The 20,511-nt window shown below is 65.9% G+C and carries 15 protein-coding genes, 2 tRNA genes and 1 pseudogene; 11 read left to right on the top strand and 7 right to left on the bottom strand.

Going from position 1 to position 20,511, the window contains the following annotated elements; genetic code table 11:
* Nucleotides 1-14: 14 nt before the first annotated feature.
* From C0V78_RS03255 to C0V78_RS03235, 5 genes are all read left to right on the top strand, one after another.
* Nucleotides 15-728 (top strand): hypothetical protein, encoded by a 714-nt coding sequence (locus C0V78_RS03255; RefSeq protein ID WP_216822154.1) that lies wholly within the window; start codon nucleotides 15-17, stop codon nucleotides 726-728.
* Nucleotides 643-2,202, top strand: a complete 1,560-nt coding sequence (locus C0V78_RS03250; protein ID WP_101796411.1) for a DUF6504 family protein — start codon at nucleotides 643-645, stop codon at nucleotides 2,200-2,202. Before C0V78_RS03255 ends, C0V78_RS03250 begins: the two co-directional genes overlap by 86 nt.
* Nucleotides 2,202-5,594, top strand: coding sequence for an error-prone DNA polymerase (locus C0V78_RS03245; RefSeq protein WP_101796410.1), 3,393 nt, complete (start codon nucleotides 2,202-2,204; stop codon nucleotides 5,592-5,594). The genes C0V78_RS03250 and C0V78_RS03245 overlap by 1 nt, the downstream gene beginning before the upstream one ends.
* A 261-nt stretch (nucleotides 5,595-5,855) precedes the next feature.
* Nucleotides 5,856-6,860, top strand: coding sequence for an AraC family transcriptional regulator (locus C0V78_RS03240; RefSeq protein WP_158241455.1), 1,005 nt, complete (start codon nucleotides 5,856-5,858; stop codon nucleotides 6,858-6,860).
* Nucleotides 6,861-6,929: 69 nt separating this feature from the next.
* Nucleotides 6,930-7,319: a PilZ domain-containing protein gene (locus C0V78_RS03235; protein ID WP_101796408.1), complete on the top strand. Its 390-nt coding sequence runs from the start codon at nucleotides 6,930-6,932 to the stop codon at nucleotides 7,317-7,319.
* Between the two features lie 5 nt (nucleotides 7,320-7,324).
* Here C0V78_RS03235 and C0V78_RS03230 read toward each other — a convergent pair.
* The 3 genes from C0V78_RS03230 to recJ all read right to left on the bottom strand — a co-directional run bounded on the left by C0V78_RS03230 (nucleotide 7,325) and on the right by recJ (nucleotide 9,359).
* A tRNA-Glu gene (locus tag C0V78_RS03230) sits at nucleotides 7,325-7,399 on the bottom strand.
* Between the two features lie 26 nt (nucleotides 7,400-7,425).
* Nucleotides 7,426-7,500, bottom strand: a tRNA-Glu gene (locus C0V78_RS03225).
* A 77-nt stretch (nucleotides 7,501-7,577) separates the two neighbouring features.
* Nucleotides 7,578-9,359 (bottom strand): single-stranded-DNA-specific exonuclease RecJ, encoded by a 1,782-nt coding sequence (gene recJ / locus C0V78_RS03220; protein ID WP_371514415.1) that lies wholly within the window; start codon nucleotides 9,357-9,359, stop codon nucleotides 7,578-7,580.
* Between the two features lie 125 nt (nucleotides 9,360-9,484).
* Here recJ and C0V78_RS03215 point away from each other — a divergent pair, with 125 nt between their 5' ends.
* The 4 genes and pseudogenes from C0V78_RS03215 to C0V78_RS15105 all read left to right on the top strand — a co-directional run.
* Complete coding sequence (locus C0V78_RS03215; protein WP_254049800.1) at nucleotides 9,485-10,738, top strand: hypothetical protein; 1,254 nt, start codon at nucleotides 9,485-9,487, stop codon at nucleotides 10,736-10,738.
* A gap of 70 nt (nucleotides 10,739-10,808) precedes the next feature.
* Nucleotides 10,809-11,237: a flavodoxin family protein gene (locus C0V78_RS03210; RefSeq protein WP_101798167.1), complete on the top strand. Its 429-nt coding sequence runs from the start codon at nucleotides 10,809-10,811 to the stop codon at nucleotides 11,235-11,237.
* Between the two features lie 164 nt (nucleotides 11,238-11,401).
* Nucleotides 11,402-12,094 carry a hypothetical protein gene (locus C0V78_RS03205; RefSeq protein ID WP_101796407.1) on the top strand — a complete coding sequence of 231 codons (693 nt, stop codon included), beginning with the start codon at nucleotides 11,402-11,404 and terminating at the stop codon, nucleotides 12,092-12,094.
* Nucleotides 12,079-12,441: pseudogene (locus C0V78_RS15105) on the top strand (AHH domain-containing protein); the annotation flags it as partial. The gene C0V78_RS03205 and the pseudogene C0V78_RS15105, both read left to right, overlap by 16 nt.
* Before the next feature lie 251 nt (nucleotides 12,442-12,692).
* Here C0V78_RS15105 and C0V78_RS03195 read toward each other — a convergent pair.
* Nucleotides 12,693-13,673: a nitronate monooxygenase family protein gene (locus C0V78_RS03195; protein ID WP_101796406.1), complete on the bottom strand. Its 981-nt coding sequence runs from the start codon at nucleotides 13,671-13,673 to the stop codon at nucleotides 12,693-12,695.
* 159 nt (nucleotides 13,674-13,832) lie between these two features.
* Here C0V78_RS03195 and C0V78_RS03190 point away from each other — a divergent pair, with 159 nt between their 5' ends.
* Both C0V78_RS03190 and C0V78_RS03185 read left to right on the top strand, forming a co-directional pair.
* Nucleotides 13,833-15,011 (top strand): MaoC family dehydratase N-terminal domain-containing protein, encoded by a 1,179-nt coding sequence (locus tag C0V78_RS03190; RefSeq protein WP_101796405.1) that lies wholly within the window; start codon nucleotides 13,833-13,835, stop codon nucleotides 15,009-15,011.
* A 14-nt stretch (nucleotides 15,012-15,025) separates the two neighbouring features.
* Nucleotides 15,026-16,186 carry a MaoC family dehydratase N-terminal domain-containing protein gene (locus C0V78_RS03185; protein ID WP_101796404.1) on the top strand — a complete coding sequence of 387 codons (1,161 nt, stop codon included), beginning with the start codon at nucleotides 15,026-15,028 and terminating at the stop codon, nucleotides 16,184-16,186.
* Nucleotides 16,187-16,225: 39 nt separating this feature from the next.
* On the opposite strand, the gene leuA is transcribed toward C0V78_RS03185, so the two are convergent.
* The 3 genes from leuA to C0V78_RS03170 all read right to left on the bottom strand — a co-directional run bounded on the left by leuA (nucleotide 16,226) and on the right by C0V78_RS03170 (nucleotide 20,358).
* Nucleotides 16,226-17,896 (bottom strand): 2-isopropylmalate synthase, encoded by a 1,671-nt coding sequence (gene leuA, locus C0V78_RS03180; RefSeq protein WP_101796403.1) that lies wholly within the window; start codon nucleotides 17,894-17,896, stop codon nucleotides 16,226-16,228.
* A gap of 261 nt (nucleotides 17,897-18,157) precedes the next feature.
* Nucleotides 18,158-18,958 carry a sterol desaturase family protein gene (locus C0V78_RS03175; RefSeq protein ID WP_101796402.1) on the bottom strand — a complete coding sequence of 267 codons (801 nt, stop codon included), beginning with the start codon at nucleotides 18,956-18,958 and terminating at the stop codon, nucleotides 18,158-18,160.
* Between the two features lie 146 nt (nucleotides 18,959-19,104).
* Nucleotides 19,105-20,358: an MFS transporter gene (locus C0V78_RS03170; protein WP_101796401.1), complete on the bottom strand. Its 1,254-nt coding sequence runs from the start codon at nucleotides 20,356-20,358 to the stop codon at nucleotides 19,105-19,107.
* Nucleotides 20,359-20,511: the final 153 nt, after the last annotated feature.

The raw sequence follows: 20,511 nt of genomic DNA, 5'->3' as shown, positions 1-20,511 counted from the left end.
AGGAACGATTCGACATGACCGCCCTTCATTCCCTTTCCGCCGCCCAGGCGGCGCAGTGGCGCCCCGGGCTTGGCCAGCCGGCCCTGCATGCCGAGGTTTTCGCACCCGCCGGCGATGGCGCGGGGGCGGCGCTGGCGCTGGCCTTCGCACAGGACCACCTGCGCGATGCCCTGCGTGATCCGGCAGCAGACACGCCCGATGAACGAAGCTGGCTGTGGGTTCAGGACAAGGCGGCGATCCGCCTTTCGGGCCGCCCCTATCGCCCGGGACTGCCGCGCGAACTGCGCCACCGGCTGGTCCATGTCAGCGCCGCCAGTCCCGAGGATGCGCTTTTCGCCATCGAGGAAGGCCTGCGCTGCCGCGACCTGGCCTTCGTCATCGGCGAGATCGCGGGCAATCCCCGCTCGCTCGATTTCACCGCCTCGCGCCGGCTGAGCCTTGCGGTGGAGCGGCACGGGGTTCCCCTGTGGCTCATTCGCACGCAGGCCGGGCGCGATCTTGGCTCGGCCCGGATGCGCTGGCAGGCGAAGTCGGCGCGATCGTCCCTGCCGCAACGCAACCCGCGCGCGCCCGGCGAGCCGGCATGGCACGCCGAACTGTTCCGCGCGCGCAATCATCCCCCCGGAGAATGGATCCTGCGCCATGAAGGAGGAGCGCTCAAAGCCTGCCCGCCGCATCCTGTCGATCTGGTGCACCAGCCTGGCGATCGATCGCTGGCGACTGGCTGAGGCCTGCCGCCGGGGGGAAGGGCCCGATGCGCTTCCCCATGCCCTGATTGCCGAAACCGCCCACGGCCCGCGCATCGCGGCGGTGAACGCGGCGGCGCTGGAGGCCGGCGCGCGGCCCGAAGCCCTGCTGGCCGATGCCCGGGCGATCTGCCCTGCGCTGATGACCAGTCCTGCCGATCCGGCGGGCGACCTGGCCTTCCTTGAACGCCTGGCGCTCTGGGCGCAGCGCTGGGGGCCGTGGAGCGCGCTCGATCCGCCTGACGGGCTGGTGGTGGACGTGACCGGCGTATCGCACCTGTTCGGCGGAGAGGCGGCCTTGCTTGCCGATGTTGCTGCGCGGCTCGACGGCCGGGGGCTGGCTGCGCGCGCGGCGATCGCTCCTACCGCCGGGGCGGCCTGGGCCATGGCCCATTTCGGGCCTGCCGGGGCAGTGCTCCAGCCGGGCGACAGCCTTGACGAACTGCCGGTCGCCGCGCTCCGCCTCGATCCGGATGTCCTGCTGCTGCTGCGCCGCCTTGGCCTCAAGCGGGTGGGCGAGCTGGGCGGCGTGGCGCGCGCGGCGCTGGCGCGGCGTTTCCGCAACCGGCACGCCCCGGCGGCCAACCCGCTGGTCAGGCTGGACCAGTTGCAAGGCAGGCTGCCCGAGCCGCTGCTGCCGGTGATCGCCCATGACGTGCCGCTGGTCCAGCGCCGCCTGATGGAACCGATCCGCCACCGCGACCTGCTGGACCGGGTGATGGCCGATCTGGCCGCAGACATGGCCCGCCTGCTCGAAGGGCGCGGGCAGGGCGCGCGGCGGCTTGAGGCGGGGCTGTGGCGCGTCGATGGGGAAGTGCTGGTGCGACGCCTGGAACTCGCCTCGGCAAGCCGGGATGCGGCCCATATCCTGCGCCTGTTCGCGGCGCGGCTTGACGATGTCGAAGCCGGTTTCGGGATCGAGATGGTCCGCCTGCGCGCGCCATGGTGCGAACCGCTGGCCCTGTCGCAGGCCGATTTCGATGCCGCCAGCGAGAACAACGGCACCAGCCTTGCCGCCTGTATCGACCGGCTTGTCGTGCGGCTTGGCGCAGAGGCGGTGCGGCGGCCGGTGAGCCAGGCCAGCCACATCCCCGAGCGTGCCCAGCGCTGGGAAGCACCCCTGGGGCCGCAGCCTGCCAGCCAGGGCGAATTCGCCTTCCATGCCCGCCCGCTGATGCTGTTTGACCGGGCGGAGGCGATTGCCGTGCTCTATGCCACGCCCGATGGCCTGCCCCGCCGTTTCCGCTGGCGCGGCAACCTGCACGAGATTGCCCGTGTCGAAGGGCCGGAGCGCATTGCGCCGGAATGGTGGCGGGAACGCTCCAGCGCGCGCCTGCGCGACTATTACCGCATCGAGGACGACCGGGGCCGCCGTTACTGGATCTATCGCTCCGGTATTGCCGGAGACGGGCGCGGCGGGGCTCCCGAATGGTTCCTGCAGGGGCTTTGCGCCTGATGCCCGAAGCGCCGCTCACGCCTGAACGCCGCCGTGCCGATCCTGCCGGCCTGCCGCCGCCTGCGCGCGCACCCTTTGTCGAGCTGGGGCTGGCGAGCTGCTTTTCCTTCCTGCGCGGAGCCTCCGATGCCGTGGACCTCGTCACCACGGCCCGTACGCTGGGCTACGATGCGCTGGGCATCGCCGATGTCAATTCGATGGCCGGCGTCGTGCGTATCCATACCGAGGCAAAGGCGCTGGGCCTGACCCCGGTGATCGGCTGCCGGATCGAGACGGTGGAGGGGCTGGTCTTCCTTGCCTATCCGCAGGATCGCAAGGCCTATGGCCGCCTGTGCCGCCTGATCTCTGCCGGGCGCATGGCGACGCCCGATGGCGAATGGCAGGACAAGGGCGTGTGCCAGATTACCCTGGCGATGCTGGCCGGTCATTCGGCCGGCCTGCACCTCGTGCTGGTGCCGCCGCGCGATCTTTCGACGGAACTGACCGTGGAAGTGGCGGGCAATGTCATCGCCTTTGCACAGGCATCTTCGCCGCGGGAGGGCGCGCTGCTTACCGCCCCGATCGCCACGCTGCTCCCCCACCTGTGCGCCTGCCTGCCGGGCCTGCGCCATATTGCGGCCAGCTATCTTTACGCCGGCAACGATGCCGCCCGTATCGCCACGCTCGATGCGCTGGCCGGTGCCCACGGCCTGTCGATCCTGGCGACCAACGACGTGCTTTACCACGCCCCCGATCGTCGCCCGCTGCATGATGTGATGACGGCCATCCGCCACAAGACCACCGTGGCCCGGGCCGGCTACCTGCTTGAGGCCAATGGCGAACGGCACCTGAAATCGCCGCAGGAGATGTGCCGCCTTTTCGCGCGCTGGCCCCATGCCATTGCTGCGGCGCGCGAACTGGCCGATGCCTGCCGCTTCAGCCTTGACGAACTGCGCTACGAATATCCCGAGGAAAGCTGCCCCGATGGCTTTTCCCCGCAGCAGCACCTTGAACGGCTGACATGGCAAGGCGCGGGGCACCGCTATCCCCACGGCCTGCCGGAAGATGTGCGCACCGCGCTGGAGCGCGAACTGGCACTGATCGGCAAGCTGGACCTGGCCCGCTATTTCCTGACGATCAAGGACATCGTCGATTTCGCGCGTGCCCAGGATCCGCCGATCCTTTGCCAGGGGCGCGGCTCGGCGGCCAATTCGGCGGTGTGCTATGTGCTGGAAATCACCGCGGTCGATCCGGCGCGCCATGCCCTGCTGTTCGACCGCTTCATTTCCGAGGATCGCAACGAGCCGCCCGACATCGACGTCGATTTCGAGCATGAGCGGCGCGAGGAGGTGATCCAGTACATCTACCAGCGCTATGGCCGCCACCGCGCCGGCCTGTGCGCCACGGTGATCCATTACCGCCCGCGCATGGCGATCCGCGAAGTGGGCAAGGCGATGGGGCTGAGCGAGGACGTTACCGGTGCGCTCGCCCGCACGGTATGGGGTGGATACGGCCGGCGGGTGAACGAGGATCACGTCGCGGCGGAAACCGGGGTGGACCTCAACGATCCGCACCTGCGGCGGGTGCTGGCCCTGACCGAGCAGATGATCGGCATGCCGCGCCACCTTTCCCAGCATGTGGGCGGTTTCATCCTGACGCAGGGCCCGCTGACCGAAACCGTGCCGATCGGCAACGGCGCCATGCCCGAGCGCAGCTTCATCGAGTGGGACAAGGACGATATCGACGCGCTCGGCATCCTCAAGGTCGATGTTCTGGCGCTGGGGATGCTCACCTGCATCCGCAAGTGCCTTGACCTGCTGCGCGGCCATCACGGGCAGGACCTGACGCTGGCCACGGTCCCGCGCGAGGATCCTGCGGTTTACGACATGCTGTGCAGGGGGGATTCGCTCGGCGTGTTCCAGGTGGAGAGCCGCGCGCAGATGAACATGCTGCCGCGTCTGCGCCCGCGCTGCTTCTACGATCTTGTCATCGAGGTGGCCATTGTCCGCCCCGGGCCGATCCAGGGTGACATGGTCCATCCCTACCTGAAGCGGCGGCGCGGCGCGGAAAAGGTGGAAATTCCGGCTCCCGGTCCGGCATTCGGTCCGCCGGATGAACTCACCTCGATCCTCGGCCGCACGCTGGGCGTGCCGATCTTCCAGGAACAGGCGATGAAGATCGCGCTGGATGCCGCGAAGTTTTCCGGTGCCGAGGCCAATCGCCTGCGCAAGTCGATGGCGACCTTCCGCAGCCGGGGCATGGTGGCGGAGCTTGAGGAAATGATGGTCGGCCGCATGATCGCGCGCGGCTACGATCCCGAATTCGCCGCGCGCTGCTTCAACCAGATCAAGGGCTTCGGCGAATACGGTTTCCCGGAAAGCCACGCGGCCAGCTTTGCCCTGCTGGTCTATGTCTCGGCCTGGCTGAAATGCCACTATCCGGCGGCCTTTGCCTGCGGCCTGCTCAATTCGCAGCCGATGGGCTTCTATGCCCCGGCCCAGATCGTCCGCGATGCGCGCGAACACGGGGTGCAGGTGCTGCCGGTGGACGTGAATGCCAGCGGGTGGGACTGCACGCTGGAGGAAGCAGGCGGGGCAATCGCGCTGCGCCTGGGGCTGCGCCAGGTCGACGGGTTCCCCGAAGCCGCAGCGGCGCGGATCCTTGCCGCGCGCGAGGCGGGCGGACCCTTCCGCGACCTGCGCGAACTGCAGGAGCGGGCAGGGCTTTCACCCGCCCTGATCGAGCGGCTTGCGGCGGCGGACTGCTTCACCTCGCTCACGCTTGGCCGCCGTCAGGCGCTGTGGGATGCGCGCAGCCTGATCGCCGCGCCCGACTTGCCGCTGTTCGCCGCGATGCAGGCGCGCGACGAAGGGGCCGAGCTTCGCCCGACCCGCCTGCCGGCCATGCCGCTATGCGAGGAAGTGGTGGCCGATTACCAGACCCAGCGCCTGTCGCTGAAGGCGCATCCGCTGGCCTTCCTGCGCGCCAGCCTGGCCGAGCGGGGCTTCGTCCGTGCCGCAGACCTTGCCCGGCGCAAGTTCCGTTCGGCAGTGCAGGTGGCCGGGGTCGTGCTGATCCGCCAGCGTCCGGGCTCTGCCAAGGGGGTCTGCTTCATCACCATCGAGGATGAAAGCGGCGTCGCCAACCTCGTTATCTGGCCGGACATGATGGAGAAGTACCGCAAGGTCATCATGGGCGCGCGGCTGATGGAGGTGCGGGGCAGGGTGGAGGCCGACGATGACGTCATCCACGTCATCGTCACCAGCCTGATCGACGCGACCGCTGCGCTGCATGGCCTGTCGGACGATCTGCTGGCCCCGGCGATGGACCGGGCCGATCACGTTGCCAGGCCGGTGCACGGCAGGCACCCGCGCGACGTGCGCGTTATTCCGAAGTCGCGGGATTTCCATTGAAGGGAGTGGTGGCGAAGATGGCTGCTACCCACGCAAGCCCGCCATGAAGACGCACTTGTGCACCGGCGAACCGGCCATCTCCGCCACTGCGACCCGAAACCTGTCCCAGCCAGAGGCAGTAGGCCAAGCCAGACTTCCGCCTACTTGAATGCCAGTCCCGCCTGTTCAATAACAGGACGAACTCCGCCATCCGGGCGACAATTTGCGACAGATGCGCAAACAAATGTAAATTCCGGAGCAGTACGCGTGACGATAATGCCAATGCAGCATTTCCGGCGCATGGTGCAGCATCTGGCGGCTCGACCGGATATTATTGCCAAGGCCCTTTCCGGCACCGGCATGACCGTGGAAGCACTGTTCGACGCCGAATTCAAACTGCGGGCTGACCTCTTGTGGCAGATCAGCGCCAATGTCCGGGCGGAACTGGGCGAGGGCTGGTATTTCGATTTCCCGGTGCTCTGGAGCCCTGACGTCCACAGCCACCTCGAAGGCGCGATGAGGCTGGCGCCCACGCTTGGGCAGGCGCTCGATACGCTGGAACGGGTGGGATCGGTGCGCTGGCCCATCGCCCGCTGGGAGATCGCCACGCAGGGCAGCGAGATTGTCGTCTCCTGCCATCGGCTGACCGCCGTTCCGCGCGCGGAATGGCAGATGATGGGGGTGATCTTCGCCCTGAACATCCGAACCATCATCGAAGTGGCCCATCCGCGTGCGCTTGCCGATCTGGCCTATGCCTTCGAAGGGCCGGCACCGATCGATCCGGCGGCGGCAGAGCGGGTAATGGGCGGCAAGGTGACCTGGAAGGCGGAGCGGCACGCGATCCGCTTTCCTACCGAACACATGTGGTCGCGATCGGTCCTTGCCGAGCCGCGCGCCTTCGCTGCCCTGGTGAGCGCGCTGGAGACCACCTATGCGGTGGAGCCGGCCAGCTGGACCACGCGCGTGCGCAACCTGCTGGATGACTGGAGCGCGGCCCGGCTGGGCGGAGAGGAGATTGCCGCGGGCCTTGGCGTTTCACGCCGCACGCTTGAGCGACGGCTGGCGGATGAGGGCGTGCGATTTTCCAGCCTGCTCGACGAGGCCTTGCAGCGGCGCTTCGATGCCCTTGCCGGCAATGGCGAGCTGAACCTGGCCCAGATTGCCGAACGGCTGGGCTACAGCGACGAATCCGCGCTTTCGCGGGCAACCCGCCGCTGGTTCGGCTGCACGGCTGCCGAAGCGCGCAAGCGGCTGCGCGAGCGCAAGGCGGCGGCGCGAACGCCCTGAACCTTATCCGGAAAATCGCTTAACCACGACAAAACCGATCCTTGCAAGGCAGGATGGCATGCCGCGCGCATGGGCGACGTTTGGCTTGATCACAAGATGCAGCAACTCGGCAAGCGCGGCACCAGCCGCCTGCGTGTGCGGCTGCTCGCCAAGCTTATCACCACGCGCGAGACGCTGGGTGCGGAATTGCGCGACCTTTCCTACTTCGGCGCCCGGCTCGATTGCCGCACGCCGCCGCAACCGGGCAAGGAAGTGGTGGTGCAGTGGGATCGCTTCGACGCCTTCGGCATGGTCGTCTGGTCGAATCACGATTGCTGCGGCGTGCGCTTCTTCGATCCGGTCGGACCGGAAGTGCTGATCGCCACGCGCGATCTGGACGATGTCGAGCACATCCACTCGTCGAACGAGTTGAGCCGCCGCGAGGCGAAGGATTTCGTGAACGGGAATATCCGGCGATAGACGGCTGGTGACCCCTACGGGAATCGAACCCGTGTTTCAGCCGTGAGAGGGCCGCGTCCTGACCGCTAGACGAAGGGGCCGGAGAAGGCCGGCTTCGGCGCAAGCTTGGTGACCCCTACGGGAATCGAACCCGTGTTTCAGCCGTGAAAGGGCCGCGTCCTGACCGCTAGACGAAGGGGCCACACTGCTTGCGCCGAAGCGAGGCCGCGCACTTACGGGGAGAGCAGGCGGGGGTCAAGTCCTGACTGCGGCAATTTTCTAATCAGCGCAGGCGGCGTCCTCTACATGCAGCTCAGCCTGGGGCCGGCTGGCCCAGTCATCGATCTTCGTACGGCCCGCAAGCCACAGTTTTCTGCCCCGCGCGCCGTGCAGGAGGGCCTGCCCGAGCTCGCTCTGGGCTGCCCGGAAAGCAATCGCCTTGAAGCTGGCGCCATCGTTGCCGCCGGCCACCATCCGCACGTGATCGGTGCCGACAATGTCCGCCTTGATGAGGTGTACCGGCCCGACAGCGATTCGCGGGGCAGGCCAGCCCATGCCGAACGGCCCTGCGCTTTCCAGTTCGGTGACCAGCTGCGGGGTCAGCCCGCGCGGGGTGAGGCTGAGGTCGAGCAGCAGGCTCTGCCTCGCCATGGCGGCGAGGACATCGTTGCCCAGTCGCTCGTCCAGCCAGTCGGCGAGGGCGGAGAGCTTTTCCGGCAGCACTGTCAGCCCGGCCGCCATGGCATGGCCGCCACCGGCAACCAGCAGGCCTGCCTCGCGCGCGGCAATGATCGCAGCGCCCAGGTCTACCCCGGCGATGGAACGGCCCGAGCCCTTGCCATGCCCCGCCTCGTCGGCATCGAGGGCGATGACCAGCGTCGGCTTGCCGGTCTTCTCCTTGATCCGCCCGGCGACAATGCCGATCACGCCGGGGTGCCATCCGGCTCCGGCGAGGACGATCACTGCCCGGTTATGCTGCCTTTCGAGCTGGGCTTCGGCGGCTTCCTGAACGGCCGCCTCGATCGCGCGGCGTTCCTCGTTGAGGGCGGAGAGCTGGGCGGCGATGGCGCGCGCCTCTTCCGGATCCTGACTTGTCAGCAGCCGCACGCCCAGCGTCGATTCGCCGACACGCCCGCCGGCATTCACTCGCGGGCCGAGAGCAAAGCCAAGGTCGCTGCAGGTTGGAGCGCGCGATAGCCGGCTGGCATCGATCAGCGCGGCCATGCCGATGTTTTCCCGCCGCGCCATGACCTTGAGCCCCTGCGCCACGAAGGCGCGGTTCAGCCCCCGGATCGCAGCGACATCGGCCACGGTGCCCAGCGCCACGAGATCGAGCAGGGCGAACAGGTCCGGCTCCTTGCGGTTGGCGAACCAGCCGTGCCCGCGCAGTTCGCGCACCGTGGCGACGGCCAGAAGGAAGGCCACGCCGACTGCGGCAAGGTGGCCATGCGCCGCAGCATCGTCTGCCTCGTCAAGCCGGTTCGGGTTCACCAGGGCGAGAGCAGGGGGCAGTTCGTGCGAACACTTGTGGTGATCGACCACCACGACGTCGACCTGCGCCTGGCGCGCCATGCCGAGCGCTTCGTGAGCCATGGCCCCGCAGTCGACGGTGACGATCAGGCTGGAACCGTCGCCGGCGATCCTCACCAGCGCCTCGCCCGAGGGGCCATAGCCTTCCAGCAGGCGATCGGGGATGTAGTAGCGCGCCTCGACGCCCAGTTCGCGCAGCAGGCGGATCAGCAGGGCCGCACTGGTCGCCCCGTCCACATCGTAGTCCCCGTAGATGGTGACCGTCTCTCCCGAAACCACGGCCCGGGCCAGCCGGGCGGCGGCCTGGTCCATGTCGCGGAAGATGGAAGGATCGGGCAGGAAACCACGCAGGCTGGGGTTGCGGTGGCGATCAAGGTCATCGCGCTCCACCCCGCGGGCGAGCAGCAATTGCGCGACGAGATCGTCGCCGAGCGCGCCGTTGCCCAGGTCCATGTTGCCCGCCCGCCAGCGCCAGGCCTTGCCCGATAGCGAACGATCGATTCCCGATACTGAAACTGGCCGCATTCCCATGGCCAATTCGCTAGCCAATCGCGCCCGCAGCGGAAAGGGGCGGGCGGCCTGCGCTGTCGATATTTGACAATATTTGCGGGGGGGTATTCACTATCCATGGGCCCGCCGCATGAAAGGACACAGTAATGTTCGTTTCGAGAAAGCCCCTCCTGATCACGCTTCTGGCTGGATGTACCGCCTTTGCCGGTGCCCTGCCGCTCCTTGCGCAGAGCAAGCCCGCCAGCGGCCCTGTCGCCCGGTATGACATGCGCGCGGGAACGGTTACCGGCGCGGGCGCCATGGGGCGCGGCGCGGGCTCCGCGATGGGCATGATGTTCGGCGGTGGAGGCGGTGGCGGTCCGCAGCATGAGCTTTACCTGCGTCTCGGTTCCTCGCAGCCACCGGCAAAGGGCGGTCCCAAGGCGGACCATTTCATGCCGCCCGTGGCCAAGCTGGGCAAATCGGTGCCCTTGCTCACCCCGCAAAGCGAGAAGGAACCGCGCGACGAATTGCCGCAGATGGGCAATGAAAAGCCGCGCGGGCGAATCCTGATCTACTGGGGCTGCGCCGAGCACGCGCCCAAGGGGCAGCCGGTTATCATCGACCTTGCCAAGATTTCTTCCGGACAGGTTCCGCCCGGCATGTGGTCAGGCACGATCGTGCGCGATTGGGGCCCGATGCTGTCCAACAGCAAGACCTTCGGCCGCTGGCCCAATGACGATGCGATGGGCGGCAACAAGGCGATCAAGGCCGATGCCTCGCTGATCGGTGCACACCGGGTCGCGGGCAACTATTCGCCGGAGATGGCGTTCAACCTGACGAAGGATTTCATGGCTGGGCTGAACGTGCGGACAAGCACCCTGCCTTCCGGCGCGTCCATGCTGCGCTGGAACGCGCTGCCCGATGCGACGGGTTTCTACGCCTACCTGTTTGGCGGCAAGAGCGGCCCGAACGGCGAAATGGGCGATATGGTCATGTGGTCCAGCAGCGCCACGCGCCAGTTCGGCGGCGGCTTCGAAGACTGGCTTTCGCCTGCCCAGGTAAGCCCGCTTGTGGCGAACAAGACGCTGTTGCCGCCTTCGGCTACCAGCTGCATTGTTCCGGCAGAGGTGCGCAATGCAACCGAGTTCCGCATGGGCACGCTCACCGGCTATGGTCCGGAAGAAAGCTTCTCCTATCCGCCGCGACCGGCCGATCCCAAGGCGGCATGGAACCTGCAGTGGACGGCCCGCATCCGCCACCGCTCCACCACCAGCTGGATGGACATGCCTGGCATGCCCGGCGGGATGGGTGACATGAGCAGCGGCCAGACCCAGCCGCAGCAGCGGCCGGAATGCCGCCCACGCGGCGGGCTTGGCGGCATCATGGGCGGCGTGCTCGGCGGCCGTCCGGGCTGCTGATCGGCGTGTGATTCCGGTGCGGTCACGTCTGGCGATCATCTGGCACAGCCGCACCGGAGCCGCAGAAGCGATGGCCCGCGCCGCGCATGAGGGCGCGGGCGAGGATGCGCTGCTGCTGCGTGCCTCGCAGGCCAGTGTGCAAGACCTGCTGGACAGTGGCGGTTACCTTTTCGTCTGCCCGGAGAACCTCGGTTCGATGTCGGGCGAGATGAAGGAGATGTTCGATCGAAGTTACTATCCTTTACTCGGCAGGATCGAAGGCCGTGCCTATGCCACCGCCATCGCGGCCGGATCGGCCGGGCGGGGTGCCGAGGCCCAGATTGACACGATTGCAAAGGGTTGGCGGTTGCGTCGGGTCTCGGAATCGCTGATCGTCAACCTTGGCGCCCAGACCCCCGAATCGATAATGGCCCTAAAAAAGGTCCCGGCATCGGAGCTTGAACGCTGCCGGGACATGGGCAAGGCTATGGCTGAAGGGATCAGGCTCGGCATCTTCTGAAGATGTGCCCATTCCGGGCATATCTGCTTTGCGGGGGCTCGACGCGATTGGAAAAGACAGCAATTCTCGCTCGCGAGGCAGGGAGGGCAATCTTATTTGCCACAACAGTGACGGACAGACGTAGCTTGCATGCCCCGGCGCTTACGCTCCACTTCGCGCCAGGAATGCGTCCGGGCGTGGATGCCATCCTGCGCCTGGCTGCCAGACCAGCCGAGAGCACTGCATTTTCCGTAAGCTACATGCCCGAGCCGGACGAGGGCTGGCTGGAGCTGCTGGCCATGGGGCTGACCTTCGATCTCAGCGGCCTGACGCCGCTTGGTCAGGCTTCGGTGGCCGAGCCCTACCACCTGTTCGGCCTCGATGCCCGGGCCGATGCCAGCGGAACCGAGGCACTGCGACTGACGCCGGGGCCGCACCTTTCCGGGGCGTCGACCATGCTGCCGGTGCTTCGCGTGCTGGCTGGGCTGGGGGCCGAACTGGCGCGCTTGCCGGGGCTGAAGGCCGTGGGCTGGGAACCTGCGCGCAGCCAGATGGCCCCTGCCTATTTCATGAGCGCGGTGCGGGGCTGGCTCGTGGGCGGTGCTTTCCCGGCACTTGGCCTTACTGGCCTGAACCGCCTGGATAGCGGCGGGCTGGAGAGCGAGGGGCTCGCCCTGTTCACCGGCTTCGAAATCGCCGTCGAACCCTTGCCGCGGGAAACGGTGCAGGATGTGGCCAAGCTTGCGGCGCGGGCCATGCACATGGCCGTGCTGCATGGCGCGAAGGGCATCGATGATCTGCGCGATGCCATGGGGCGCCCGGTGATTGTCGATCGATCCGCCGATGAAGGCTTGCTGCGCCTGTGGCGGCGAGCCTGAGACAGGGCGGCAGCAAAGCAGAAATACCCGCGCGCCGCGTCAGCCAGAGCGAATCACCTGCCGGCATCGCAGGCTTGCCGGACCGCCGTCGCGCCGTTCGGCCGCCCCTGCCGTTCCGTTCGGTCAACCGGCCGGGAAAGCCGGGCTATGACGCCGGCTTGCAGCGTCACCACCTGCAGCCATCGGAACTGCTGGCCAGGCGTTGCTTTGCCGGCTTCTTCGAGAAGATCGGCCGGGCGAACACCGGCTTCGACGATTTCCGCCGCAACGGCCTGCTGCTTCCCGCCATCGAACGCACGGCGGTTTTGATGGGCCTGCCGCTGCACCGTGGCCCGCACCGCCAGTACAATGCCCTGGTGCTTGAACGGGTTGGCCGGATCGAGGAGAAATGGTCGCGGTGCCGCGCTCGCGATCCCGATGCCGCCGGGCATGAAGCGCTGTTCCGGCTTGGCCTGCTGCAATCCGCGCTCCGCAAGCGCCTGTTGCAGCCCTTGAACCGGCCCTTGACGCTGAACCGCGCAGACCCGGCCCTGCACACGCCGGACTTCGCCGAACTGGATGCGATGGCAGACCTGCTGTGGAACGACCTTTCGCAGCCTCAGGCCGCGAAGGAAGAAGACCTTTCGGCAAGTTCGGAGCGCGCGGCGGCATATTCGGCTGACAGCCTTTCCACCCGCTCGGCAACCGATTCAACCGCCTGCACCGCGCCGATGCCCTGTCCGCAGCCCCAGATGTCCTTCCACGCCTTGGCCGCGGAATTGCCGCCGGAGCCGAAGTTCATCTTGCTGGGATCGCTTTCGGGCAGGTTGTCGGGATCGAGCCCCGCGGCGAGGATCGAGGGCTTCAGGTAATTGCCGTGAACCCCGGTGAACAGGTTGGTGTAGACGATGTCGGACGCCCGCCCGTCGACGATGGCCTGCTTGTAGGCGTCAATCGCATTGGCTTCCTTCGTGGCGATCCACGGGCTGCCGATATAGGCAAAGTCTGCGCCGAGCGCCTGGGCGGCGAGGATGGAGCGCCCGCAGGCGATCGCGCCTGACAGGGCAACCAGCCCGCCGAACCAGCTGCGGATTTCCTGCATCAGCGCGAATGGCGAAAGCGTGCCGGCGTGGCCGCCTGCTCCCGTGGCGACCGGGATCAGGCCATCGGCGCCCTTGTCGATCGCCTTGCGGGCGAAGGCATCGTCGATCACGTCGTGCAGCACGATCCCGCCCCAGCCGTGCACCGCGCGATTGACGTCCTCCACCGCGCCGAGCGAGGTGATCACCAGCGGCACGGCCCACTTGGCGCAGGTGGCCATGTCAGCCTCCAGGCGGTCATTGGTGCGATGGACGATCTGGTTGACGCCGAAGGGCGCTGCGGGGCGATCCGGGTTGTCGCGATTGTGCGCCATCAGTTCCTCGGTGATCTGGTGGAGCCATTCGTCAAGCTGCGCTGCCGGGCGGGCATTGAGCGCCGGGAATGTGCCGACGATCCCGGCCTTGCATTGTGCGATGACCAGTTCCGGGCCGGAAACGATGAACATCGGAGACCCGATCACGGGCAGGCGAAGGCGATCGAACGGTGCGGGCAGAGTCATGCCATGCCGATTGCCGCAACTTTCCCGAAATGTCGATGCCATGGGGTGGATCGCGACAGCGCTTTTGCGCTGAACACCCGGTCAGTTACCCGATCAAAGTTGCCTTTGCCCGCGCCATGGCCGATGGCACCGGGGAAAGTTTATTGGGAGACTGCAAAGATGAGCACGCCCACCCTCGATTGCTCCGACCTCGACAATTACATCGGCAAGCCGATGCAGCCCGCGCGCATGGTTGAACCCATCGCCAACAACGATATCCGGCGCTGGGTGCAGGCGATGCACTATCCCAACCTTCTGCATTACGATCAGATGTATGCCGCGCAGAGCCGCCACGGCCAGCTGATTGCGCCGCAGAGCTTCCCGGTGGTGATGGACTGTGCGCACGGCTCGGCACCTTCGTGCATCGGCATGATCCCCAATTCGCACATGCTGTTCGGTGGTGACGAATGGTGGTTCTACGGGCCGGTTCTCAAGGGCGGCGATCGCGTGTTCAACGAGCGCATCCCCTTCGATTACAAGGTCAAGGATACCTCGTCCTTCGGGCCGACCTGCTTCCAGCGGGGTGACAACTTCTACTACAACGGCGAGGGCGATCTCGTCGCCAAGCAGCGCTCCACCTCGATCCGCTACCTGCAGTCGGCTGGCGAGGCGAGCCAGTCTGGCAGCACCGAGGGGCACGACGATCCGGTGTGGACCGACGACGAGCTGGAAGCGCTGGAAGATCGCAAGTTCACCTGGATCAAGATGCTCCACGACCTGGGCCACAGCGCCCGCTACTGGGACACGGTCAATGTGGGCGACGAGCTGCCTGAACGCGTGTTCGGTCCGCACTCGATCGTCAGCTTCACCACCGAATGGCGCTCGTACCTGTTCACCGGCTGGGGCACCACGCACCGCCGCACCGACCTCGATATCGAAGCGCTCGGCTTCGTCGGACCGATGGCCGGCAAGGAACAGGATCCGACGCTTGAGCGGATCAATCCGGAGCAGACCGACGGCGCCTATATCGGACCGAGCCGCGGCCACCTGTTCCCGCGCTGGGCGCGTTACATCGGCATGCCGCGCGGTTATGGCTATGGTGCTTCGATGGGCGCCTGGCTTACCGACTATGCCTCGGGCTGGGCGGGCGAGTGGGGCATGGTGCGCCATTCCAACTGCAGCTATCGCAGCCCGGCGCTGACGGGTGACATCACCATCCAGACCGGCAAGATCACCGACAAGTACGTCGATGAGGAAGGCCGCCACATGGTTGCGATGGACATCCGCATGGCCAACCAGGTGGGCTCGGTCCTGGCCACTGCCAAGACCGAAGTCGAGCTGCCGGCACGGCCGGCCTGACAAGGAAAGAAGAAATGACCACTTTTGACTGCTCGGATATCGACAACTACCTCGGCAAGCCGATGGACCAGTCCTTCCTGCGCGAACCCATCGCCGGGAACGATATCCGCCGCTGGGTCCATGCGATGCATTACCCCAACCTCCTGCACTTCGACCCGAAGTTCATTGCAGAGAGCCGCTGGGGCAAGCTGGTCGCGCCGCAGAGCTTCGCGATTGCCACCGACGATGGCCATGGCGCCGGCCCCGCCTGCGTCGGCCGGATTCCCGAATCGCACCTGCTGTTCGGCGGCGACGAGTGGTGGTTCTACGGCCCGCGCATCCAGCCGGGCGACATGATCGAGAACAAGCGCATTCCTTTCGACTATGTCGTCAAGGAAACCGGCTTCGGGCCGACCTGCTTCCAGCGCGGTGACAACAACTACGTCAACCAGCACGGCGAGCAGATTGCCAAGCAGCGATCCACCTCGATCCGCTACAGCGCCAAGGCTGGCGGCGAAGGCGTGAAGCCGGAAGACTTCGACGATCCCGAGTGGACCGACGAGGAAATGGATGCCTTCGACGCCCGCCGCTATACCTGGGTGAAGATGCTCCGCGACCTTGGGCACAAGGAACGCTGGTGGGACGATGTGCAGGTGGGTGACCAGCTGCCCGAACGCGTGTTCGGCCCGCACTCGATTGCCAGCTTCACGACCGAATGGCGCGCTTACCTGATGAACACCTGGGGCGCGATCGGCTTCCGAAAGAACGATCTCGAAGCTCTGGGCTTCACGCGCGAGATGGCCGGGTACGAGAACGACCCGGACATGATGCTCGACAACACGTTCCTCACCGACGGTGCCTATTACGGCCCTTCGCGTGGGCACCTGTTCCCCAAGTACGCCCGCCGCATCGGGATGCCGCGTGGCTATGGCTATGGCGCCTCGATGGGTTCGTGGGTTACCGACTTCCTGACCGGCTGGGCAGGTGAGCACGGCATGGTCGTCCACTCGATCGCCAACTATCGCGGCCCGGCGCTGACGGGCGACGTTACGATCCAGACTGCCGAAGTCACCGAAAAGTCGGTGGATGCGGAAGGCCGCCACCTGGTCCACGTCAAGCACCTGATGGAAAACCAGCGCGGTGTGAAGATGTGCACCGGCACGGCGGAAATCTGGCTTCCGAAGAAGCCCGCCTGATCGGATATCCCCTCCCTTGCGGGGGAGGGGATTCCCTTTTTACTTCAGGGCATTTGCCGCGCTGAGAACGGCACGAACGCTGGCCGTGGCGATATCTTCATCGATGCCTACGCCCCAGATCACCTGACCGTCCGGCCCGGCGCATTCGACGTAGGCCGCCGCGCGCGCATCGGAACCGGCACCCATGGCGTGTTCGGAATAGTCGCGGACTTCCAGCTTCAGGCCAAAGCTGTCTGCCAGTGTCGCGCAGACTGACGAGATCAGGCCGTTGCCGCGCCCGGAGACGGACTGTTCCTGCCCGTCCACGCCGATCTTGCCGGCGAAGATGCGCGAGCCATCAGCCGCCTTGGTTTCCTCGTAATCGAGCAGCGAGAAGTGCTGCGGATCGTCGAGGCGATAGACCTTGCGGAACACCTGCCAGATATCTTCGGCATAGAGCTCGCGGCCCAGTTCGTCGGCCAGTTCCTGCACGTGGCGGCTGAAATGGGCCTGCATGCGCTTGGGGATCTTCAGGCCCTGGTCCTGTTCGATCACCCAGGCAAAGCCGCCCTTGCCGGACTGCGAGTTCACGCGGATCACGGCTTCGTAGCTGCGGCCAAGGTCTGCCGGGTCGATCGGCAGGTAGGGAACGGCCCAAAGCGCGTCGTTGCGCTTTTCCTGCGCGGCAAAGCCCTTCTTGATCGCGTCCTGGTGGCTGCCCGAAAACGCGGTGAAGACCAGTTCGCCGCCATAGGGGTGCCGCTCGGGCACCTTGAGCTGGTTGCAGTATTCGACCGTCTGGATGACCTCGTCGATATCCGAGAAGTCCAGCCGCGGATCGACGCCCTGCGTGTACATGTTGAGCGCCACCGTCACCAGGCAGCAGTTGCCGGTGCGTTCGCCGTTGCCGAACAGGCAGCCTTCGACGCGGTCCGCGCCCGCCATCAGGCCCAGTTCCGCCGCCGCCACGCCCGTGCCGCGATCGTTGTGAGTGTGCAGCGAGATGACGGCCGATTCCCGGTTTGGCAGGTTGCGGCAGAAATATTCGATCTGGTCGGCGTAGATGTTCGGCGTTGCCGCCTCGACCGTCGCCGGCAGGTTGAGGATGATGGGCTTTTCCGGCGTGGGCTGCAGGATGTTCATCACCGCTTCGCAACATTCGATCGAGAAATCGAGTTCGGCGGTGGAGAAGGTTTCCGGCGAATATTCGAAGTGCCAGTCGGTCTGCGGGAAGCGTGCTGCCTGATCGCGCAGCTGCTTGGCCCCGTTTTCCGCAATGGCGCGGATGTCCGACTGTTCCATGCCGAACACCACCTGCCGCCACAGCGGCGAGACGGCATTGTACACGTGGACGATTGCCGCATGGACCCCGGCAAGGCTTTCGAACGAAGTCCTGATCAGGTCATCGCGCGACTGGGTGAGCACCTGGACCATGACGTCCTGCGGGATGCGCCCGGAATCGACCAGCCCGCGGATGAAATCGTATTCGGTCGCACCGGCGGCGGGAAAGCCGACCTCGATCTCCTTGAGGCCGACCTTGAGCAGCAAGTCGAAGAAACGGGTCTTCTTTTCCGCGCCCATCGGATCGATCAGCGACTGGTTGCCGTCGCGAAGATCGGTCGAAAGCCAGCGCGGCGCCTTGGTGATCGTGCGCGAGGGCCACTGCCGTTCAGGCAGGTTGATCTGGGGGAAGGGACGGTACTTGCCCGAAGGGTCTTTCAGCATGGTCATGGTAGTACTCGGAAAATTCTGGTTGCGATGCATTCGGCGATCGATCCCTTGGGCGCTTGCCGCGCCGGGAGAGCCGACACGGCGGATCACGCCCAAGGGCGGATAAGTCGCAGGTCAAGTCCGAGAAGCTTTGTCATGCCTATGGCCTATGGGGAAGGCGCCATGGCTTGTAAAGTGCCGATTGGCGCGGTGCCGGGCCCGCCAAACGGAATTGCCCGCGCCGGATGCTGACCGGCGCGGGCTGATCCCCTCGGCGATGGCCTATTCAGCCGGAGTGGCCTGCTTGCGCTGGCCGTGCACGACCTTTCCATAGCCCTTGCCGTAGTCCAGCGTGCCGAACATCCAGTCATAGAGCAGGCTGATCGTGGCAAAGTTGCCGCCGGTGAAGTGGGCGTGGTGGTTGTGGTGCATCACCGACATGGTGTTCAGGTACTTGAACGGGAACTTGTCGGCCTTCCACAGGTCATGGTTGTGCTGGTTGATTTCCGAGAAGGCGATCCAGGTGATGACCACCGTGGGGATCGAAAAGTCGCCCAGCAGGAACGAAAGCCCGAAGATCGTGCCGACATAGAGCCCCAGTCCGCCTGCCACTTCGAGCGGGTGGATAAAGCTTGAGTCTGCGCGGCAGGGGTTGTGCTGGCGGTGATGGACGGCATGGACCCAGATCAGCGGTCCCTTGAAGTAGCCGGAATCGTGGAACAGGAAGCGGTGAACCAGATAGTAGAAGAAATCGTAGACCAGCAGGATCACCACGCAGTCGCGGACGATGCGCAGGATTGAGTGCGGTTCGCTGGTCAGGGTGAAGGGCACGATCCCGGCGAAGATCACGACCCAGAAGAACAGGCCCCACTTGCGGTTCCACGCCTGGTTTTCGGCGTAGGAGGCACGCTTCATCTTTTCGAGGAAGGTTTCCTTGTTGATCCGTGCGCTTTCGCGGAAAGCCGGGACGAGCATGACGCCGACGATCCGCAGCAGCTTGGTGATGGCGACAATCGCGACTGCCGTGATGAGTGAGAGCTTCCACTCATACCCGGCCTGCAACTGGGCTAGGATTTGTTCCATTTCTTGCATCCTTTCGCATCGTTCTGTGGCGGGGAAGGAGGCTTGGGTTGCCGCTTCCCCACTTTGAGAACAGCGTTCTCAAACACGTCATATGCGAGGGTGGCGGGATGGCGCTTTGATCCAGCGCAAAGTCTGTAAACGCGGTCCTAGCTGGCCGCCGCACCATCCAGCGATGGCCGCCGCGGCTCCGTGCGGATAAACCGGACCAGAGCCATCGAAACCACGGCGAGCCCGGTGAACACCATGAAGATCACCGCATAGCTGCCGGTCCTGTCGAAGATGAAGCCGAACAGCGGCGGCGAGACGAGCAGGAAGCTGAGCAGCAGCAGGTTCAGCAGGCCGCCCACGCGCCCGGCAACCTCGCGGCCGAACAGGCGGGGGACAAGGTAGCTTTCCATCGGCATCATCATGCCGCCGAAAAAGCCCATCAGGCAGACGCCGGTTACCAGCGTGACATAGGAATCGGCGGCAAAGGCCATGACCAGGGTGCCGCAACCATAGCCGATCAGGCTGCCGATCATCGTCAGGTGCGGACGGATGCGGTCGGAGAAGGTGGCAAAGGCAAGCTTGGAGACGAACCCGCTCACCGCGTACATGGATAGCAGGGCCGCTCCGGCCTGCCGGTCGATCCCCACGTCATTGGCCATCGAGCCGAGGTTGGTGACCATGCCCTTGAGCCCCGCGGTGACAGTAGCGACGACGATGCCGATCAGCCAGAAGCTGGGATCGCCGATGATGGTGCGGGTGGGTATGTGGGCGGCATTGGGGTTGGCGTCGGCACTGTCCGGTTCGGCATCGGCGCCATCGGGATAGAGCCCGCGCTCGGCTGGGCGGTTGACGATCAGCGCCGCGGCCGTCGTGCCAAGGACCAACACCATCACGGCAACCAGTTGCAGCGCGGTTCGCCATTCATGCTCGCCCAGCATGGCCTGGATGAGCGGCGGAAACAGGAAGTTGCCCCCGGCAATGCCCGCAATGGCGATGCCCAGCGCAGTCCCGCGCCGCTTCACGAACCAGCGCGATAGGAGGACCGTTGCCGCGAGCGGGCCCAGCAGCGTGCTCGCCGGAGCGATAAGCAGTCCGTAAAGGGCAAGGACGACATTGAAGCTTGGCGCGAAACTGATCGCGACATAGCCGGCGGCAAGAAGCGCAGCGCCCAGTCCGGCGGCAATCCGCAGGTCCGCCCGGTCCAGCCACTTGCCGATGATCGGCGAAAGTACGGCGGAGACTGCGGAGACCAGCGTCATCGCCAGCATCAGCACCATGCGCGAAGGCTGGAATTCCTCACCCAGCGGCACGGCCAGGATGCTGTAGGATCCGGTAATCAGCGCGGTCAGCGCCAAGGTGATCACGCTGGCCGCAACCTGCCGCCAGCCGACCGTGAAGCTTCCTGCGGCCATCGTTTCCTTCTCCCCTTCGCCTCACGGGCTTGTTTTGGGGAAGGCTAACGCCGCATCGGGCAAATGCCAAACGCCACCCCGCCACTTTGCCCCGCCATCGTCGGAGCGGTGCGGCAATTATCGAAACCGGCGCCGGCTGTGCACGAAGGAACC

Origin of the sequence: Novosphingobium sp. TH158 (assembly GCF_002855555.1) — a bacterium.
In the GTDB taxonomy this organism is placed as follows: Bacteria; Pseudomonadota; Alphaproteobacteria; order Sphingomonadales; family Sphingomonadaceae; genus Novosphingobium.
Note: the sequence above shows the minus strand (reverse complement) of the source record. Positions and strands in the feature narration are given on the sequence as shown.

Excerpts from the sequence above, each read along its gene's own strand:
- C0V78_RS03255 (WP_216822154.1), top strand. The coding sequence starts at position 15 with ATGACCGCCCTTCATTCCCTTTCCGCCGCCCAGGCGGCGCAGTGGCGC.
- C0V78_RS03250 (WP_101796411.1), top strand. The coding sequence starts at position 643 with ATGAAGGAGGAGCGCTCAAAGCCTGCCCGCCGCATCCTGTCGATCTGG.
- C0V78_RS03245 (WP_101796410.1), top strand. The coding sequence starts at position 2,202 with ATGCCCGAAGCGCCGCTCACGCCTGAACGCCGCCGTGCCGATCCTGCC.
- C0V78_RS03240 (WP_158241455.1), top strand. The coding sequence starts at position 5,856 with ATGCAGCATTTCCGGCGCATGGTGCAGCATCTGGCGGCTCGACCGGAT.
- C0V78_RS03235 (WP_101796408.1), top strand. The coding sequence starts at position 6,930 with ATGGGCGACGTTTGGCTTGATCACAAGATGCAGCAACTCGGCAAGCGC.
- recJ (WP_371514415.1), bottom strand. The coding sequence starts at position 9,359 with ATGGGAATGCGGCCAGTTTCAGTATCGGGAATCGATCGTTCGCTATCG.
- C0V78_RS03215 (WP_254049800.1), top strand. The coding sequence starts at position 9,485 with ATGTTCGTTTCGAGAAAGCCCCTCCTGATCACGCTTCTGGCTGGATGT.
- C0V78_RS03210 (WP_101798167.1), top strand. The coding sequence starts at position 10,809 with ATGGCCCGCGCCGCGCATGAGGGCGCGGGCGAGGATGCGCTGCTGCTG.
- C0V78_RS03205 (WP_101796407.1), top strand. The coding sequence starts at position 11,402 with ATGCGTCCGGGCGTGGATGCCATCCTGCGCCTGGCTGCCAGACCAGCC.
- C0V78_RS03195 (WP_101796406.1), bottom strand. The coding sequence starts at position 13,673 with ATGACTCTGCCCGCACCGTTCGATCGCCTTCGCCTGCCCGTGATCGGG.
- C0V78_RS03190 (WP_101796405.1), top strand. The coding sequence starts at position 13,833 with ATGAGCACGCCCACCCTCGATTGCTCCGACCTCGACAATTACATCGGC.
- C0V78_RS03185 (WP_101796404.1), top strand. The coding sequence starts at position 15,026 with ATGACCACTTTTGACTGCTCGGATATCGACAACTACCTCGGCAAGCCG.
- leuA (WP_101796403.1), bottom strand. The coding sequence starts at position 17,896 with ATGACCATGCTGAAAGACCCTTCGGGCAAGTACCGTCCCTTCCCCCAG.
- C0V78_RS03175 (WP_101796402.1), bottom strand. The coding sequence starts at position 18,958 with ATGGAACAAATCCTAGCCCAGTTGCAGGCCGGGTATGAGTGGAAGCTC.
- C0V78_RS03170 (WP_101796401.1), bottom strand. The coding sequence starts at position 20,358 with ATGGCCGCAGGAAGCTTCACGGTCGGCTGGCGGCAGGTTGCGGCCAGC.